Consider the following 16,693-nt stretch of genomic DNA (forward strand, 5'->3'; position numbering starts at 1 on the left):
CGCGAAGCCATGTGAAGCGCCCGCGATCCCGCCTAAGGTCAGGATGCGGCATTTCTGGAAACTTCAAGACTCCTCCTCTTCGTTTTTCTTTCACCTGCTGGGTTGATGTAACACCTGCCTTCGATTAATGCGGTTTTACGGGGGTTTTGGGCATGAGACCCTATGGCTGTCTGGGATGGCGGGCGTATCGTAATATCGGTTGGTCAAGTAATGATTAACCCTGACCGGCCAAACGACAGGAAAGATATGAGTCTAGGAACAATACTGGTGATTCTGTTGATTCTCGCGCTAATAGGCGTGTTGCCCACGTGGGGTTACAGTTCGGGATGGGGCTACGCTCCGGGCGGGATCGTCGGACTGCTGCTGGTAGTGATCATCATTCTGGCGCTTCTTGGAAGGCTATGAAGGAATCCGTGTCGGAAATAAAACCAACAACAACGAACAGAAAGGTAAAATGAAAACCATAAAGAAAATGATCCTGTGCCTCGCGTTGCTCGCTGCCACGACGGCTACTTTCACTGGATGCCGCACCGCCGAAGGTTTTGGCGAAGATATGGAAGATGCGGGTGAAAGCATCCAGGACAAAATCGATTAAGTTTGAACGCACAAGCAACGTGTTTGCTTGAGTGTTGACCGGGCGCGAGGTCAGTCCTCGCGCCTTTTGCTTACCAAAACAAACGCCGGCCAGTCCGGCAGGAGGTTTTTATGAAGTTACCCGTAAGATTCAATCGCGAAGAAGGAAAGATCGGATGGCTGTTTCTCTGGCTGATCGGAATTCCTGTCCCAATCCTGCTGATTTTGTTTGTTCTGCGAGGCTGCACTTGATCCTTGGGGATTGAAACCCACTGGAATCGCGAGGATGGGCGAACGACTGTGTCACATGAAATCCCGGAAACTTGTTTGGGCCCTTCCAGCCGTCATTGCCGCTGGATGCGCGCATCCGGAGCACGAAAGGACCGCGCTCCTCACCGACCCAATTGCGCCGGTTTATGTATCACAGGCCGCGCCGACCCCGTCGCATTCACCCGCTGCAACCATCCCGTCAGAGCCGGGTGCAGCGGCTCCGACCGCCGTCATTCATTCATCTGATGTGTTTAGCACCCACGAAGCCGACAACACGCTTGTCAGCCAGGTGCGCAATGCTCTTATGGCGGATGCATCATTGACGGAAGGTGCACCCGCGATCTCGATCGCTGCGGCAAAGGGTATTGTTGTGCTGACGGGCACGGCCCGCACCGACGCGCAGAAACAGCAAGCCGAGGCCTTGGCACGGCAGGTTGCCGGCGTGGTTGAAGTGCGCAATGAGTTGCAGGTGGCTGCGATAGCGACCGCCTCGCCTTCCTCAAACACCAGCGCCACCCAGCGTGCCGATGGTGATCAGGTCAGTGACGTTCAGCAGCGCGGCGGCGTTTCAGGTTCGGCGCTCAAGTCTGGAAACGAACCTGCGCTGTCCGCGACATCGCGGGACGGTGCGAACAGCTCACTGCATCAGGGCTCGGAAGGTTCTGCAGCCGGCGGAGCTGCGGGAGCGGTGAATGTTCAGGTGCTGGGCAGCAGTGTTGCGGACGCCGCTCTTGCGCAACAGATCAGCCAGGAATTGAAAAAGGACGCGTCGCTTGGCGCAGCCCTTTCTCATGTGAACGTCACGGTGAATGACGGCCGCGTCGTTCTGAAGGGCGATGTGCGGAACGAGGTGCAGCGGCGTGAAATTGAGAACACCGTCCAGCGCGTAACAGGTGCTGCAACCATCGACAACCAGCTGCGCATTGCGGCTGATGCCGATTCACTCCCCTACAATCCTTGAATGATGCGAGCCACTAAGAAAACGTCCCGGGCTCAGCGGCCGCCGGAGCGTCGGGGTAACGAAACTATTCCGGAACTCCACGGGCGCGGAGGTGAGGCGCTTCCGATTTACGATTCGTCGCTTCCCAGCGTCGATTCACGCTGGGACCCTGCGGGGAGCCTGCCGGCGTCGTCAGTCAAGGGGTATGGATGAGGACGAGATCGGCGGCCGTCATTGTGGTGGGCGGCGGACTAGCAGGTATCTCGGCAGCAATCTATCTGGCGCGTGCAAAGCGCGAGACCCTGGTCATCGACTCCGGGAGATCCATGGCGCGATGGGAGCCCGATGTTCAAAACTATCTTGGATTCCCGTCGGGCGTTCCTGGCGACAGGCTGGTGAGTAAAGGCCGAACGCAGGCCCGCCGTTTCGGCGCCAAGTTCCAGCGCGATGAAATTCTGAGCGCCGGGCGCAAGGATGGGCATTTCGTATTGAAGGGAAAAAGGGCTGTTTACCGATGCGAACGCCTTCTGCTCGCAACGGGCATTTTTCACATTCCGCCGGACATCCAGGGAATCAAACCGTGCCTGGGCCACAGCCTGTTCTTTTGCAAGGATTGCGACGGCTTTCGCGTGCAGAGGAAGGCTGTTGGGATTTACGGATGGAGCAATGAAACGGTCGAGTATGCACTGGGCATGCTTTTTTATTCCTCCTGTGTGGCCGTTGTTACGGATGGACGGGAACCGCGCTGGGATGAGCAGCATGCGGAATGGCTGCGGCATTATGAAATACCTGTGTATCCAAAGCGGATTGTTGGAGTGACCCGCAGCGGAACACGGCTCCAGGCACTGAATTATCCGGATGACGCCAAGCTGCTGGTGGACGTGCTGTTCACCACCCGCGGGGACATATACTTCAACAAGCTGGCGAAGCAGCTCGGCGCGGAAACGAACGAGGATGGCGAGGTGGTGGTGAACCTCGACATGCATACGACGGTGCAAGGCTTGTATGCTGCGGGATGCGTAACCCCAGCCAACTGCCAAATGATCATTGCCGCGGGACAGGGCGCGACCGCGGCCCAGGCAATTAATCGAGACTTGTTCGTGGACAGCCTCAAAACCCATAAGCTAAGGCGTGTACGGCAGCGACAGGTTGCGTCGGATCGCATTCGTCCCGTGATTCGGGTCAAGCCGCCCGCAAGTTAGAGCAATGAAGGACATGGCGTTCCTTCGAGCGCTCTGCGGAACCCGGTTATTCTGACTGCGAAGATCCTGTTCGAGTTCTCTTGACCACGCTGCAGGTCCTGCTTACAAACGCGCCACAACTGACCCAGCAAATCATTTCCGTCAGCAACAACTCGCCATGATGCGCCAGATGATGAGGACCTTAGCATCGCTTTTCGTTGCCGCGTCATGCATTGGTTCGGCCCTCAGCAGCAGCGCGGAACTCGCCGTCTACGATTTGCGTTGTGAAAATGCGGGGCGTCCGCGGGGAGTCGATGTGCCACAGCCGCGCTTCTCCTGGAAATTGAAAAGCAGCGAGCGCGCGCAGCGGCAGGTTGCCTGGCAGATGCTCGCCGCCAGTGCGCCTGAGCTTCTTGCGCGGGAGCAGGGTGATCTTTGGGACAGCGGACGGGTGCAATCGGATCAACAGCTGCATGTCGCGTACGAAGGAAAACCGCTGCAGTCACTCCAGGCGGTCTTCTGGAAAATGCGCGTGTGGGACGCTGAGAATCGGGTTTCCCAATGGAGTGCGCCGGCGACGTTCACGACCGGGTTTATGAACGAACGCGAGTGGACGGCACATTGGATTGAAGCTCCGTTCACGAATCAAACGCTGCTGCTGCGCCGCGAGTTTCAACTGAAGGCAGGCATTGAGCGTGCCGTGGCGGTCGTGTGCGGACTCGGCCAATATGAATTGACTGTGAACGGCAACAGAAGCGGCGAGAATCTGCTTTCACCGGGCTGGACAAAGTACGATCGCACCTGCCTGTACGAAATGCATGACGTCACCTCGTTGCTGCGCGCCGGAACGAATGTTGTCGGTATCGAGCTGGCAGGCGGAATGTATCGGGTGACAGGCGGCCGTTATGTGAAGTTCACAGGATCGTTCGGGCCGCTGAAGGCCATCGCTGAACTTCACCTTCAGTATTCCGATGGAACAGAGGAACGCATCGTCACGGATAATCAATGGCGTGTGCGATCTGGACCGATCACGTTTTCGTGCGTGTATGGCGGCGAAGACCACGACGCGCGGATGGAACCCAGGGGATGGGATTCCGCCGGCTTTGATGACACCGAGTGGACGGCTGCCCTGATTGCAGAGGGACCGGGAGGCGTGCTGCGCGGGCATTCCGCATCGGCACCGCCCATCCGGCAGATCGAGACACTGGTTCCGATTTCAAACCGGGTAATTTCAAACGGGCTCGTTGTTTATGACCTCGGGCAGAACGCGTCACTCATGCCGCGCATTCGGGTTCGCGGTGGGGCGGGAAGTGTCGTGCGGATTATCCCGGCTGAGTTGATAAAACCCGACGGAACCGTTGACCGTGGATCGGTTGCTCTGGGGCGTCCTGCGTGGTGGCAATACACGCTGCGCGGTGTGGCGAGCGAAGAGTGGTTTCCGAAATTCTTTTATCATGGCGCTCGCTACCTGCAGGTGGAAATGAAAGCGGCGGAACGTGGCGGCGCGCTGCCTCAGCTGGAATCCATTGTCGCGCATGTGGTGCATTCGACAGCCGAAACCACGGGCGAGTTCGAATGCTCCAATCTGCTGTTCAACCGGGTCCGCTCCCTCGTGCGCTGGGCGCAGCGCAGCAACATGGCGAGCGTGCTGACAGATTGCCCCCACCGCGAGCGGCTGGGCTGGCTCGAGCAGTATCATCTGAACGGCCCGTCCCTGCGTTACGAATTTGATCTGAACCAAATGTTCACGAAGGGGATGAACGACATGCAGGATTGCCAGTTGCCGAATGGCTGCGTTCCCAGCACAGCGCCTGAGTATACGATTTTCGGCAGAGGCCCTGACGACGTTTCGAACGCGTTCCGGAATTCTCCCGAGTGGGGCAGCGCTGTTGTGCTCGTCCCCTGGCAGCAATACCAGTTCGCAGGCGACGTCGACTTGATGCGACGCCACTACGACGCCATGCGGCGGTACGTTGCTTATCTCGCGAGCACGGCGACCAATGGCATCGTGTCATTTGGGCTCGGCGATTGGTATGACATCGGCCCGAAGGCGCCGGGTTTCGCGCAGTTGACACCGATACCGCTGACGGCGACCGCATTTTATTTTGAGGTCAACCGCGTCATGTCTGAAGTGTCCCGCGTCTTGGGACGGCTGGACGATTCCACGTTTTTTGACATCCAAGCCCAAAGTATTCGCAAGGCGTTCAATCGTGAATTCTTTGATCCAACGAAGCGGCAGTACGCCACGGGTTCGCAATGCGCCAACGCTGTGCCGCTTGTCATGAACCTGGTCGAACCCGAACACCGTGCTGCTGTGGTTGAGGCGCTGGTTCAGGACGTGCGCTCGAGAACCAATTCGGTGACTGCGGGCGACGTCGGCTATCGGTATGTGCTCCGCGCGCTTGCCGACGCTGGCCGGTCGGATGTCATCTTCGCCCTGAACAACCAATCGGATCGGCCCGGCTACGGCTACCAATTGAAGATGGGCGCAACCAGCTTGACCGAGGCGTGGAACGCGCGGCGCGGATCTTCACAAAATCACTTCATGCTGGGACAGATCATGGAATGGTTTTATCACGATCTTGCTGGCATCGGATTGGATCCCGCGCGGCCAGGATTCAAGAATGTCCTGATCCGGCCGCAACCCGTTGCCGGCCTCACGTGGGCCCGGGCGAAATACGACGGTGTTCGCGGCGAGGTGAGCAGCAGTTGGCGGCGGGAGGGGAACCGATTTCAACTGGAGATTACCGTTCCGCCAAATTCTACCGCGACGGTCTGGGTTCCCGGCAATCAGGCGCGGGCCACTGGCGCCGGCACCCAATGGGTGCGAACCGAGCGTGGGAACAGGGATGGATCGCAGTTCAGCGTCCCGAGCGGGGCCTACACGTTTGAATCACGGTTGTGATCGAGGAAGCGTCTGGACCTGGGTTCTGACGGACGTTTCGATGTCCTTGATCTGCCGTTCGAAATAGTCCTTCGCAATGGTGTTGGGGCTGATCGAAAGTTTTCCCCCGCTTCGCAGCCAGATCATGAAGAGGATTGCGTAGGCATCGCCTTCTGACTTCACGTCCTTGAACACCTGGTTCTCCATGCCCACGGCGATTTCGCTGTTGCGGGTCTGGTCGGCAAGGTCGATGAATCGGGCCTTGCCCAGTGAGAGGTTCAGGACGTCGATTCCATCAAACTCCAGATCCCCGAGCAACTGTTCCGCAGCCCCGGCTTTCCGCCGCCCCGTTCGCTTGTCGGTATCGCTTACGAACAGAAGGAGGTTTGTTTTTCCCGCTTCATTGCGAACGATATTGATTTCGCCAAGGTTAAAACGAACCAGCTTCAATCGCAGGCGCCTCTGCGCAACAGCCACGGGATCCACCTCGACGTGCAGTTCGGGAATGCGCAGGAACAGGGTGCCGCCAAACTCGGCGGTGTTGTAGAGCTTGAGATCCTCGATCGTGACGGTGGAAGAAACAATTCCCGTGGAAAGTTTCCCGATCCGCGCCTCCATTCCGGTTTCATTGCGGATCCGATTTTCGAGAACCATCGTCCAGATAGAATCCTTGAAGGCGAAGAAGAGAACGACCAGGACCACAAAAATGATCGCCAGGCGAAAACACCATTTGAACAGCCAGCGGATCATTGTGAACGGGAAATGGCCAGGGCGGGCTCCGGCTGTTGCGGGGCCACACGAGCGTTGATGCAGCGGGCCGGAGTCACAGCAGCACGTCCTCCGGTCTCACCTCCAGGCATTCGTCCTGATCCTCCCAGACTATTGCTGGATAAAAATCGAGAAGGCGTGATGAAATTTGGCCGCCCGCGCGCACGAGCAACGCCTCCGCCTGTTTCGCAGCGTTCTCGAATGCATGGTCATAACTGCCGGCACTCTTGCGCTGTCGATCGTCCCAGTGAGCCACAGCATGGATTGGGGCGTATTGGGTGGCCCAGGTTTCGATCGATTCGCGGACGGTCTCGGGGATTTCATCGACCGGGACGAGCGTGTCATTGCAGTGCTGGCAAATCAGGCCGGTGTCGCGGACGTCACGAGTCAGCAGCGGAAGGAACGGGGCGCGGCAGCACGGGGATTCCGAATAGGCGGAGGGCGGTGTGGCGAGGCGCTTGAACCAAATCTGCCGATCATGAGCCAGTTGGGCGGCGAGCCGATACGCCCCGAGCAGCGGGTGAGAAAGGCGCCAAACCTTGCCTTCGAGCTGGCCGAGTGTCTGTGCCAGCCAGCGTGCCAGGGTGAGGTCATCAAAATCCCGAAAGACCGTGCCGTATTCCTTCCAAAGCAGGTCGAGCGGAGATTCCGGGTTGTTTGCCATCGCGCGCATCATGACGTTGAATGCCCAGTTTGTCGAGGCACCCCGCGAAGGAGAGTGCTCTTCAGGACGCTTCAGCGCGACAGGCGCGAACGCGCCGGCAAATTCCAACGCATCCCGCTGGCGACCACCAAAGCGGCACGAATGCGGCGCGCCTGCTTTAGAATTCCCGAAACATTGACTTGTCAAACCGGGGCGGCGGAATGCGACTCTTTGCTTGTGCTGAAAAGACAGACGTGGATGCGGTTACTGCTCGCCTGTTCTGTGGGGCTGAGCGCGTGTCTTGCCGCGCTCGCGCTCCATCATGAACGCCCCGTTCGGACCGAAAGATCGACCATCGCCAATGCGCAGGTTCAAGGAACAATCAGTCCTGCGGCGCAACGCGTCGTCGCGGTTGTGCTCACGAACCGCTTTCATTGGAGCCAAGTCGAATCGACAAACTATCTCGAATTCGTGAGCAACCTTCGCTCGATTCGATGTCCGGAACGAACTGTCGCGGACATCCTGCGAGGCGAGGTGAATGAGGAATATCGAATCCGCGAGGAGGCGCTCACACTGGAGATTCCGTTTTGGGCCGCGGGGCGGCAACGCAGGGAAGCAGAGCGCCGGAACCGCCAACAGCGGCGGATCCTTGCTGAAGAGCGAGCCCGGATTTTTCAGGAAACCGGCATTGAGGATCGCTCCGCTGATTTTCAAGAGGATCGGATCGTCGGGTACGCGCTCGTGCGCTTCCTGTTGGGGCCCGCCACGGATGAAAAAGTGCAGCAATTGATCGCTTGCATGGATCGATTTTCCCGCTGGAGCGATGAGTTCCACGAGCGCACGGGCGGAGTGTGGACGACGGAAGACAAACACGAATCAGGCGTGCTGAACGATCGATTCGTGCGCGAACTCGGGAATCTTCTCAGCCCGTTGGAACTGCAGGAATTCAAGGCTCGGGCCGCGACCCTGGATTGGTGGGGCAATTCAATTGTGGCAGAAGCCGTTTCCCTGAACCCGTTGGAATTTCGTCAGATGGCATTGTTGAAGGCCGAGGGGACAGCGTTCTCCGGGTGGTTCGGCTTGGAGGCCGAGGCTGATCCCGTTGAAGACGCGGCTCGGGAGAGTGCCTTCACCAACGGCGTCGCCAGCTTGCTCGGGCCGGAGCGCTTCACAGCTTTTGTCCGCGCGTCGGACGAGCGTTTCTCGCCTATTCACGAATTTGCGAAGGAACACGCGCTGCCCCAGGAAACCGCAGTGCAACTCTATGAGGTTCGCAAGCTTGCTGCAGAAGAACGGGAGCGCATTAAAGCTGCCGGCGCAGTGGATAACGAAGCGAGCAGGGAACGCATGGCCCAGATCGAATCGGAAGTGCGTGAGGCGGCTGCGACTCTGTTGAGCAGCGAAGCGTTTGAACAGTTCCTCGAAAGCGGTGCGTCGTGGGTGACGAACGCGAGTGACTTATGAGCCTGAAGCATTGGTTGCTCCTCTCCGGGCTCGTGAATGCCGTCCTGCTCACGGTCGTGTGGCATCAAAGACGCATGCCGTCTGTCGGTCCAGAGCCTGCCGAGACTCGCCATGCGAGTGCGATGGCCGATAGCGAGGCGGCGCGTCCGGGTATTTCGATGTTCGTGACGAACCAGGTGACTGCCTCCTTTGCGTGGGCGGAATTGGAGTCGACCGATTACCGGGCTTACGTTGCGAACCTTCGCAGCATCGGCTGTCCCGAACGAACGATCGCCCACATTCTTCGCGCCGATCTCCACGACGTTTTCGAGCAACGGATCAACGCCCTGGTTGATTCTGTATCGGGAAAATTTTGGGAGTTGGTGACCAAGCCTGGGGAAATGGAGGCGATGCTCGGTGCAAAGTATAATGAGCTGCAGGCGTTGGATGATGAGCGAAAAAGAATGCTGGCCGAACTTCTGGGGCGGCCTGATGAGGAGAAGCGGCTGGATCGGCACATCGCGGCCATGCAGCGCGCCCGCGAACTTGATTTCCTGCCCGATGAAAAGGTCCAGGCAGTTGTTGAGATCGAGGCGCAGTTTCAGAAGGAGTTTCTCGCGAACGTTGAGGATCATGACCTGCCCGAAGCGGAAATGCGAACGCGGCAGGAGGCTGCCGAGGAGCGCCGGAAAAATAGAATCCGGGAACTCCTGACGGCGGAGGAATACACAGAATACGAACTTCGTTCGAGTGACGCGGCCGGAACGGCCCGGTACCAACTCCAGAACCTCGAGATCAGCGAAGCCGAGGCGCGTCAGTTGGCGACGTTACAGAAGGAGCCTGAAGCGGACCGCCGGGCCGCCGAACTGTTGGGCGAGGAACGATATGCGATGTATCAAAGAACAAGCGATCGCTTCTATCGTGAGGCGCTGGAAGTGATGGACCGTCATGAACTTCCGGAAGAAAAAGCGATCGAGATTCACGACATGCAACGGGCGGCACAACGCGTCGCGGGCGAAATCCGTTCCAACGCCGATCTTACGCCCGCTGAGCGGGAGTCGCTGCTCGCAAAGGTGCGCGAGGAAACGGCGAAAAGCATTTCGGCGGCTTTGGGACCCGGCGTCTTCGACACGTATGAGTCGCATGCTGGTGATTGGTTGAATGAATTGTTGAACAATGGCGAGGAGTGATGGCGCCCCTTTCAACTGCGGAGCGCGTGCCTTCAGGCCGCTTCAACGCGAAAGAGCGCGCGGGTCAGGCAAGTTCCAACGCGCCACGCTGGTGACCGCTGAAGCGGAGTAAACAGCGCCTCGAATGAAGCCCGCGTCTACCTCCCTGCAATGCGGGCCGCGGCTGATGGAATCGCGATCGCCGGCCGCTTCGGCAACGGCGCGGATTCATCTAGGTAGAAACTTGGATGCGGCGGCTGGTTGTACGCGACGTTCTGCCACGCAATTGCACAACGATACTGCGCGTCATGCATCAACGTGAACAGCCGATGCTCGGTGGGAATTGTGGTGGTGTAAATCCTGAGTTCCCGGCTGTCTGGCGTGCGCCAGATAATTTCCTCGCGCCAGTCTCCGAGGATATCCCCGCTCAGCACAGGTGTCGCCTTGGTGCCGTTGATGGACGTGGCTCCATGCGCCGCCAGCAGTATCCTCTCATTACCCTCCTTCCAGTTCCATTTCGAGACCTGGTTGCGATCCAGCAACTCGCGCAACAGGTCGCCATCCCACCACACTGCGAAATTGCACGAGCGCGGCGTGCGTTCCGCGATGCGTTTTCCGGCTGCGCTGTAAAGACCGGTGATCCCGGCGCCGAATGCCCAACTCTCATTTCCCGGATGGCGGGGATCGATGTTGAATGAAGCTCCGCGGCCTGGGCCTTCGCCCGCATCACTGCCTTCCGTTTCATTTTGCACCGATGGCACCAGGAGCAGTGGTTTGCCAGTCCTGGCGTCCCGCAGGTTCATGCCCTCTTTCGCGAAGCGTTCTTGAATGCTGAGAATCTCCAGGCCGCGGTTGCGTGGATTCAAATCCGAAACGTGCAGCGCATCGCCGTGTCCCCAACCTGTCGAGTAAAGCCCCTTGCCATTGTCATCAACGACCATCGCGCCATAAATAATCTCATCCCGGCCATCCCCGTCCACATCGGCGACGCTGACATTGTGGTTGCCCTGGCCGCGGTATTTCCGGTTTTCCGGCGTGGCATCGCTGTCGAACACCCAACGTTGAGAGAGTTTGCCATCGCGCCAATCCCATGCGGCCAGCACGGATCGCGTGTAGTAACCGCGGCACATGATCAGGCTCGGACGCTGGCCGTCGAGGTAAGCCACGCAGGCGAGGTAGCGTTCGGACCGATTGCCATTGTCATCACCCCAAATTTCCCTCAGTTCGCCGGGACCAGGATCCTGCTTTGCAGGATGACGGCTGGGAACGTAATTCACTGTTGCGAGGGCGGCTCCCGTTTGTCCGTCAAACACGGTGAGAAACTCAGGCCCGCGGGCGATTCGACCCTGCGCGTTCACATGATTCGCCTCTGCGTCGCCGATGGTTTTCCCAGCGCCATCGATTGTTCCATCAGCGGTCTTGCATGCGATCTCAGCGCGTCCGTCGCCATCGAGGTCGTAAACCATGAACTGTGTGTAATGCGCTCCCGCGCGGATGTTTTTACCGAGATGAATCTGCCACATGAGCGTTCCATCCCATTTATACGCCTGCAGGATTGGGGGATCGGTCGGGCCGTTCTGCCCGTTATCGCGCGCCCGGCCATTCTGAATCAGAACGATCTCATATTCTCCGTCGCCATCGAGATCGCCGACGGACCCATCGGCAGCGCTGTAGCCTTCAATAGGTTTCAATGGAATCGACAGGTAGGGGAGGGGAAGGGCGCCGGGTTGGAACACAAAGGGGGTTCCAGCGTCACCCTCCTGGCTGTTCACCACGGGGCGGACGAAATAAGTCGTGCGGGCGGTGAGATTGGCCTCGGCATCGACGAACCAGGTGGGACCAGTCAGCGGCGTGGCGTTGAGCTTGATGGGCTCATCTCGTGGAGGCTCATTTGTAGAGCCTCGGGGTCTGCCGCCAAAACCCCGTCCGAAGCCGCGTCCGGGCAAAGGGTCGGTCTTGCGATAGACATTGAATGCGGTTTTTTCAGGGTCCGTCGCGAGCAGGCGCCAGCTGATAAAAACCTTCCCGTCCGGCTGATGCACGCCGACAACGCCGCGGCCAAGGTTTTCAAGCTGGCGTTGCGCGGGAACTGAAGCGGCGAACAGGAGAACAATGAGCAGGCAGGCTGGTCTGAGGAAACGAGCAATGGTGGCGGCAAACCAGCGGGACGGGATCATCATGGGCCTTTCGACGCTGCAGGACGCCGCGCGGTTGCGCCAATCCTGACACCAGAAGTGGGGATGGCGGAACTGAGCGGCGCGGAAATAACCGGGGACCGCATTTCAAAACCAGCCGACCAGTCTCCCTCTCTTCCATTCGGAATGGAGGAGAGGGCTGGGGAGAGGAGGAGCTTTTGACCTCACGAACGAGGGCGCGCGCAGGTGATATCATAGCACCCTCTCCCGCTCCTGGGTCGCAGGCGAGGGACGAAACGCGCACGCGGATCGATGTAGTCCCGGTTTTTTTCGATTCGGCTTTGCAAAGTCGCGCAAGTAGTCTTCGGCCGAAATGACCACGACCAACACAGGATCGATCGAGCGTTCGCTGCGCGGCTTCTGGAGTCTTTTCGCAACGCAATTTCAGGGCGCGTTCAGTGACAATCTTTTCAAGTTCCTGGTCGTTTTCCTCATCACCAGCACGCGCCCGCCCGCGGAAAGGGACAAGCTGATCTCGCTCGCCCTGGGTCTTTTTTCCCTGCCGTTCGTGCTGTTCTCGATGACAGGCGGCTTCCTGGCGGATCGATTCAGCAAGCGCTCCGTGATCATCGGGACGAAAGTCGCCGAGGTCGCTATCATGCTGCTGGCACTGCTCGGACTGTGGCTTGGAAGCATCCCATTCCTGTTTGCCGTGCTGTTCCTCATGAGCGCGCAAAGCGCTGCGTTTGGGCCATCGAAGTATGGGTCGCTGCCGGAGTTGCTGCCTGAAAAACGGTTGTCGTGGGGCAACGGAATCCTCGGGCTCGGCACCTTTGTCGCCATCATCACAGGAAGCGTCGCCGCAGGCCTCCTGCACAAACACCTGGGAGCGGCTCGTTATCTTTCCGGTTTCGTTCTGGTCGGACTGGCGGTGGTTGGATGGTGGACAAGCCTGGGCGTGACACGCTGTCCACCCGCCAACCCAGCCAAACAGTTCCAGTTCAATCCAGTGCGGGACTTCTGGCAAAACTGGAAAAGCATTGGCAGCGATCGCGTCCTGAAACTCGCCGTGGCCGGCAGCACGTACTTCTGGTTTATCGCCGCTCTGTTTGGTGAGCCCACCGTGCTGATCTACAGCCAGGACATTCTGAAGCTCGCTGAGGATCAGGTGATGTACTTGCGCGGTGGAATGGCAATCGGCATCGGGCTCGGCAGTCTCGTTGCGGGATTTGTTTCGGGTCGAAAAATCGAATACGGACTCATCCCGCTGGGCGCCGCCGGCCTTGCCTCGTGTGCCGCAGCGTTGGGTCTCGTGGAGTTGACTGCCATTCAGGCCGGAATCATCCTGGCCCTCCTCGGCTTCTCAGGCGGGTTCTATATCGTCCCGATCAACGCCCTGATCCAGCATCGCCCCGCCGCTGAAAACAAGGGGTCTGTCGTGGCCGCCAACCTGTGGCTGTCGGCTGTCGGCGTTGCGCTTGCCTCAGGCGCGTTCTGGCTGCTTCGATCTGTTCTCCAACTGGAACCCACCACCATCTTCGTGGTCGGCGCTGTCGTGACGGCTGTCGGGACCGCTTACGCGGTGAAGCTCGTTCCGGACTCCTTGCTGCGTTTCGTGCTGTGGCTGCTCGTGCACACCATTTATCGCGTGCGGGTGCTGGGCCGGGATCACATTCCGACGAAGGGTGGCGCGTTGTTCGTCTGCAATCACGTGTCGTTTGTCGACGCGCTGCTGATGCTTGCATCCACGGATCGCAGGGTGCGGTTCATCATGTTCAAGGCTCACTATGAACTCCCGTGCATCCGGCCCTTCGCACGCATCCTCGGCGTCATTCCAATCTCTTCCGAGCAACGTCCGCGCGAGTTGATCCAGTCGCTGCAAACCGCCAGTGAAGCCATTCGCGGGGGGGATGTTGTCTGTATCTTTGCTGAAGGGCAGATCACCCGGACAGGACACTTGCTTCCGTTCCGCCGCGGATTCGAAAAAATCATGAAGGATGTGGAGGCGCCAATCATTCCCGTGGGCATCGATGGTGTCTGGGGCAGCATCTTCAGTTTCGACAAGGGAAGATTCCTCTGGAAGCTGCCGCGGCGCCTGCCGTATCCCGTGACGATCAACTTCGGCGCGGCGCTTTCCCGCGAGTCCAACCCGATGCAGGTGCGCAGTGCCGTCCAGGAATTGCTGGCCGAGGCGTGGTCGCTGCGAAAGGCAAGAATGCGGCCGCTGCCAATCGCGTTCGTGCACACGGCACGCCGCTATCCACTTCGATTCGCTTTTGGCGATGCCCAGGGAACGCGGCTGAAGTTTTTCCCAGCATTGGTGCGGTCAATTGTCCTCGCCCGGCGATTGAGACACGTCTGGCGAGATCAGGAAATGGTGGGCCTGTTGATGCCTCCTTCCATTGCGGGGGCTTTGTTGAATTACGCCGCGTTGCTGTTGGGGAAAGTTCCGGTGAACCTCAACTACACGGTCTCGGACGCAACACTCGCATCGTGTGCCAATCAATGCGGCCTCCGCACGATCGTCAGTTCGAGATCATTCCTGAGCAAGGTGAAGCTGCAGGTGCCCGTGCAACTCATTTTCCTGGAGGAACTGATGGGCGTTGCGCGCAGTGAACCTGCGTCGTCGGGCAATCCCTCGGTTCAGCCCATTCTCGGCGGTATCGAAGCAAATGGCGGCAGCCCACCGGTAACAATTTCCGAGAAGATCGCGGCGTTTGCCATTGCATTGTGCGTGCCCGACCGCTGGCTTCAGAAAATGCTGGGTGCGAATCGAAGGTCGCAGCTCGATGACCTTGCGACCGTCATTTTTTCCAGCGGCAGCACGGGTGAACCGAAGGGGGTGATGCTCACGCACTACAATGTGGGTTCGAACGTTGAGCAACTCGAACAGGTGTTTGGATTGAATCGCAAGGATTCGCTGCTCGGCATCCTGCCGTTCTTTCATTCGTTCGGTTTTATGGGGACCTTGACGTTGCCGGCAATTCTCGGGGTGGGGGTCGCGTATCATGTAAACCCGCTTGACGGCAAAACGGTGGCGCAGTTGGTGAGGGACTACGAGCTTACCTTCCTGCTGGCCACGCCGACGTTCCTCCAGATCTATATGCGCGGTTGCGCACCCGAGGACTTTGGAAGCCTGCGGGTGGTGATGACAGGTGCTGAAAAGTTGCCCGACCGGCTGGCGGCTGCATTTGAGGAGCAGTTTGGAATTCGGCCGCTGGAAGGATATGGCTGCACCGAATGTTCGCCCGCAGTTGCTGTGAACACACTGGATTTTCGTTCCGCAGGATTCCGGCAAGTCGGGGGCAAACGCGGAAAGATCGGTCATCCACTTCCAGGCGTCACCATTCGCATCGTGAATCCCGAAACTGGAGTTCCTGTTCCCCAAGGTGAGGCAGGGCTGATGCTGGTGAAAGGGCCGAACGTCATGCGCGGATATCTCGGAAAGCCGGAGAAGACGGCGGAAGTTTTGGTTTCTGACGAGGTCGCGACGTTTGGTCACGCCGCACGCTCAAGCGCTGGGACGGGTGCGGGCGAATGGTACGTCACGGGCGACATTGCAGCCATCGATGAGGACGGCTTCCTTCAGATCACGGATCGCCTGAGTCGTTTTTCGAAAATTGGCGGCGAGATGGTTCCGCACATCAAAGTGGAGGAGAAGTTGCACGAGCTTGCAAATGCCACGGAGCATCTGTTTGTGGTTGCCAGCGTGCCGGACGAAAAGAAGGGCGAACGATTGATAGTCCTGCACAAATTGAAGGAGCAACCGCTTGATGCTGTTCTGCAGAAACTGTCGCAGACGGACCTGCCGAACCTGTGGAGGCCCCGAGCCGACCAGTTTTTTTACGTCGATGCTTTTCCATATCTAGGAACAGGCAAACTGGACTTGCGTGCGGTCAAGGCAATGGCTGCCGAGTTTGCGCAGCGCGTCGCGGTCGGGACTGAGTAGCGGCGGGCATCCTGCCTGCCGTAGAGCCTGGCTTCCAGCCCGGCGGCAGGAACCTCGGGGACGGCCGAGCGTGTAGTGAGATTCCAGCGTCGCTCGCTGTTTACGGTTCCTTTCCGGGCGGCGCGGATGCACGCCTTCTACGTCAGGCAGGGATGTCTGACGCCACGATGCGGAGTAGCGGCGGGCATCCTGCCTGCCGTAGAGCCTGGCTTCCAGCCTGGCGGCAGGAACATTGGGACGGCCGAGCGTGTAGGTAAAGTCCAGCGTCGCTCGCATGTTTACGGTTCCTTTCCGGGCGGCAAGGATGCACGCCCTCTACATCAGGCAGGGATGCCTGACTCTACGATGCGGAGTAGCGGCGGGCATCCTGCCTGCCGTAGAGCCTGGCTTCCAGCCTGGCGGCAGGAACGTCGGGGACGGCCGAGCGTGTAGTGAGATTCCAGCGTCGCTCGCATGTTTACGGTTCCTTTCCGGCGGCAAGGATGCACGCCCTCTACATCAGGCAGGGATGCCTGACGCCACGATGCGGAGTAGCGGCGGGCATCCTGCCTGCCGTAGAGCCTGGCTTCCAGCCTGGCGGCAGGAACGTCGGGGACTGCCGAGCGTGTGGTGAGATTCCAGCGTCGCTCGCATGTTTACGGTTCTTTTCCGGGCGGCAAGGATGCACGCCCTCTACGTCAGGCAGGGATGCCTGACGCCACGATGCGGAGTAGCGGCGGGCATCCTGCCTGCCGTAGA

At 59.1% G+C, this 16,693-nt stretch carries 11 protein-coding genes; 8 read left to right on the forward strand and 3 right to left on the reverse strand.

What is annotated here, in order from left to right:
• Positions 1 to 246 precede the first annotated feature (246 nt).
• The 5 genes from VEH04_00455 to VEH04_00475 all read left to right on the forward strand — a co-directional run bounded on the left by VEH04_00455 (position 247) and on the right by VEH04_00475 (position 5,869).
• Complete coding sequence (locus tag VEH04_00455; GenBank protein HYG21221.1) at positions 247 to 405, forward strand: DUF3309 family protein; 159 nt, start codon at positions 247 to 249, stop codon at positions 403 to 405.
• A 49-nt stretch (positions 406 to 454) separates the two neighbouring features.
• Positions 455 to 595, forward strand: coding sequence for an entericidin A/B family lipoprotein (locus VEH04_00460; protein HYG21222.1), 141 nt, complete (start codon positions 455 to 457; stop codon positions 593 to 595).
• A gap of 285 nt (positions 596 to 880) precedes the next feature.
• On the forward strand, positions 881 to 1,804 hold the full coding sequence (locus VEH04_00465; protein HYG21223.1) for a BON domain-containing protein: 924 nt from the start codon (positions 881 to 883) through the stop codon (positions 1,802 to 1,804).
• A gap of 188 nt (positions 1,805 to 1,992) precedes the next feature.
• Entirely contained in the window at positions 1,993 to 2,985 is a 993-nt protein-coding gene (locus VEH04_00470; GenBank protein HYG21224.1) for an NAD(P)/FAD-dependent oxidoreductase, read from the forward strand.
• A 169-nt stretch (positions 2,986 to 3,154) separates the two neighbouring features.
• Positions 3,155 to 5,869 carry a glycoside hydrolase family 78 protein gene (locus VEH04_00475; protein ID HYG21225.1) on the forward strand — a complete coding sequence of 905 codons (2,715 nt, stop codon included), beginning with the start codon at positions 3,155 to 3,157 and terminating at the stop codon, positions 5,867 to 5,869.
• Here VEH04_00475 and VEH04_00480 read toward each other — a convergent pair.
• Positions 5,858 to 6,598: a hypothetical protein gene (locus VEH04_00480; GenBank protein ID HYG21226.1), complete on the reverse strand. Its 741-nt coding sequence runs from the start codon at positions 6,596 to 6,598 to the stop codon at positions 5,858 to 5,860. The genes VEH04_00475 and VEH04_00480 overlap by 12 nt on opposite strands.
• Positions 6,599 to 6,671: 73 nt before the next feature.
• Positions 6,672 to 7,292, reverse strand: a complete 621-nt coding sequence (locus VEH04_00485; GenBank protein ID HYG21227.1) for a hypothetical protein — start codon at positions 7,290 to 7,292, stop codon at positions 6,672 to 6,674.
• Positions 7,293 to 7,517: 225 nt separating this feature from the next.
• Between VEH04_00485 and VEH04_00490 the strand changes: the two genes are divergently transcribed.
• Together VEH04_00490 and VEH04_00495 are read left to right on the forward strand one after the other, a co-directional pair.
• Positions 7,518 to 8,723, forward strand: coding sequence for a hypothetical protein (locus VEH04_00490; GenBank protein HYG21228.1), 1,206 nt, complete (start codon positions 7,518 to 7,520; stop codon positions 8,721 to 8,723).
• Positions 8,720 to 9,892 carry a hypothetical protein gene (locus tag VEH04_00495; protein HYG21229.1) on the forward strand — a complete coding sequence of 391 codons (1,173 nt, stop codon included), beginning with the start codon at positions 8,720 to 8,722 and terminating at the stop codon, positions 9,890 to 9,892. Before VEH04_00490 ends, VEH04_00495 begins: the two co-directional genes overlap by 4 nt.
• A gap of 137 nt (positions 9,893 to 10,029) precedes the next feature.
• Here the strand turns inward: VEH04_00495 and VEH04_00500 are convergent, their stop codons facing one another.
• Positions 10,030 to 12,051 (reverse strand): rhamnogalacturonan lyase, encoded by a 2,022-nt coding sequence (locus VEH04_00500; GenBank protein HYG21230.1) that lies wholly within the window; start codon positions 12,049 to 12,051, stop codon positions 10,030 to 10,032.
• Between the two features lie 328 nt (positions 12,052 to 12,379).
• Between VEH04_00500 and VEH04_00505 the strand changes: the two genes are divergently transcribed.
• Positions 12,380 to 15,955 (forward strand): MFS transporter, encoded by a 3,576-nt coding sequence (locus VEH04_00505; protein ID HYG21231.1) that lies wholly within the window; start codon positions 12,380 to 12,382, stop codon positions 15,953 to 15,955.
• Positions 15,956 to 16,693: the final 738 nt, after the last annotated feature.

It is taken from the genome of Verrucomicrobiia bacterium (assembly GCA_035629175.1).
Lineage (GTDB): Bacteria > Verrucomicrobiota > Verrucomicrobiia > Limisphaerales > DASXHY01 > DASXHY01.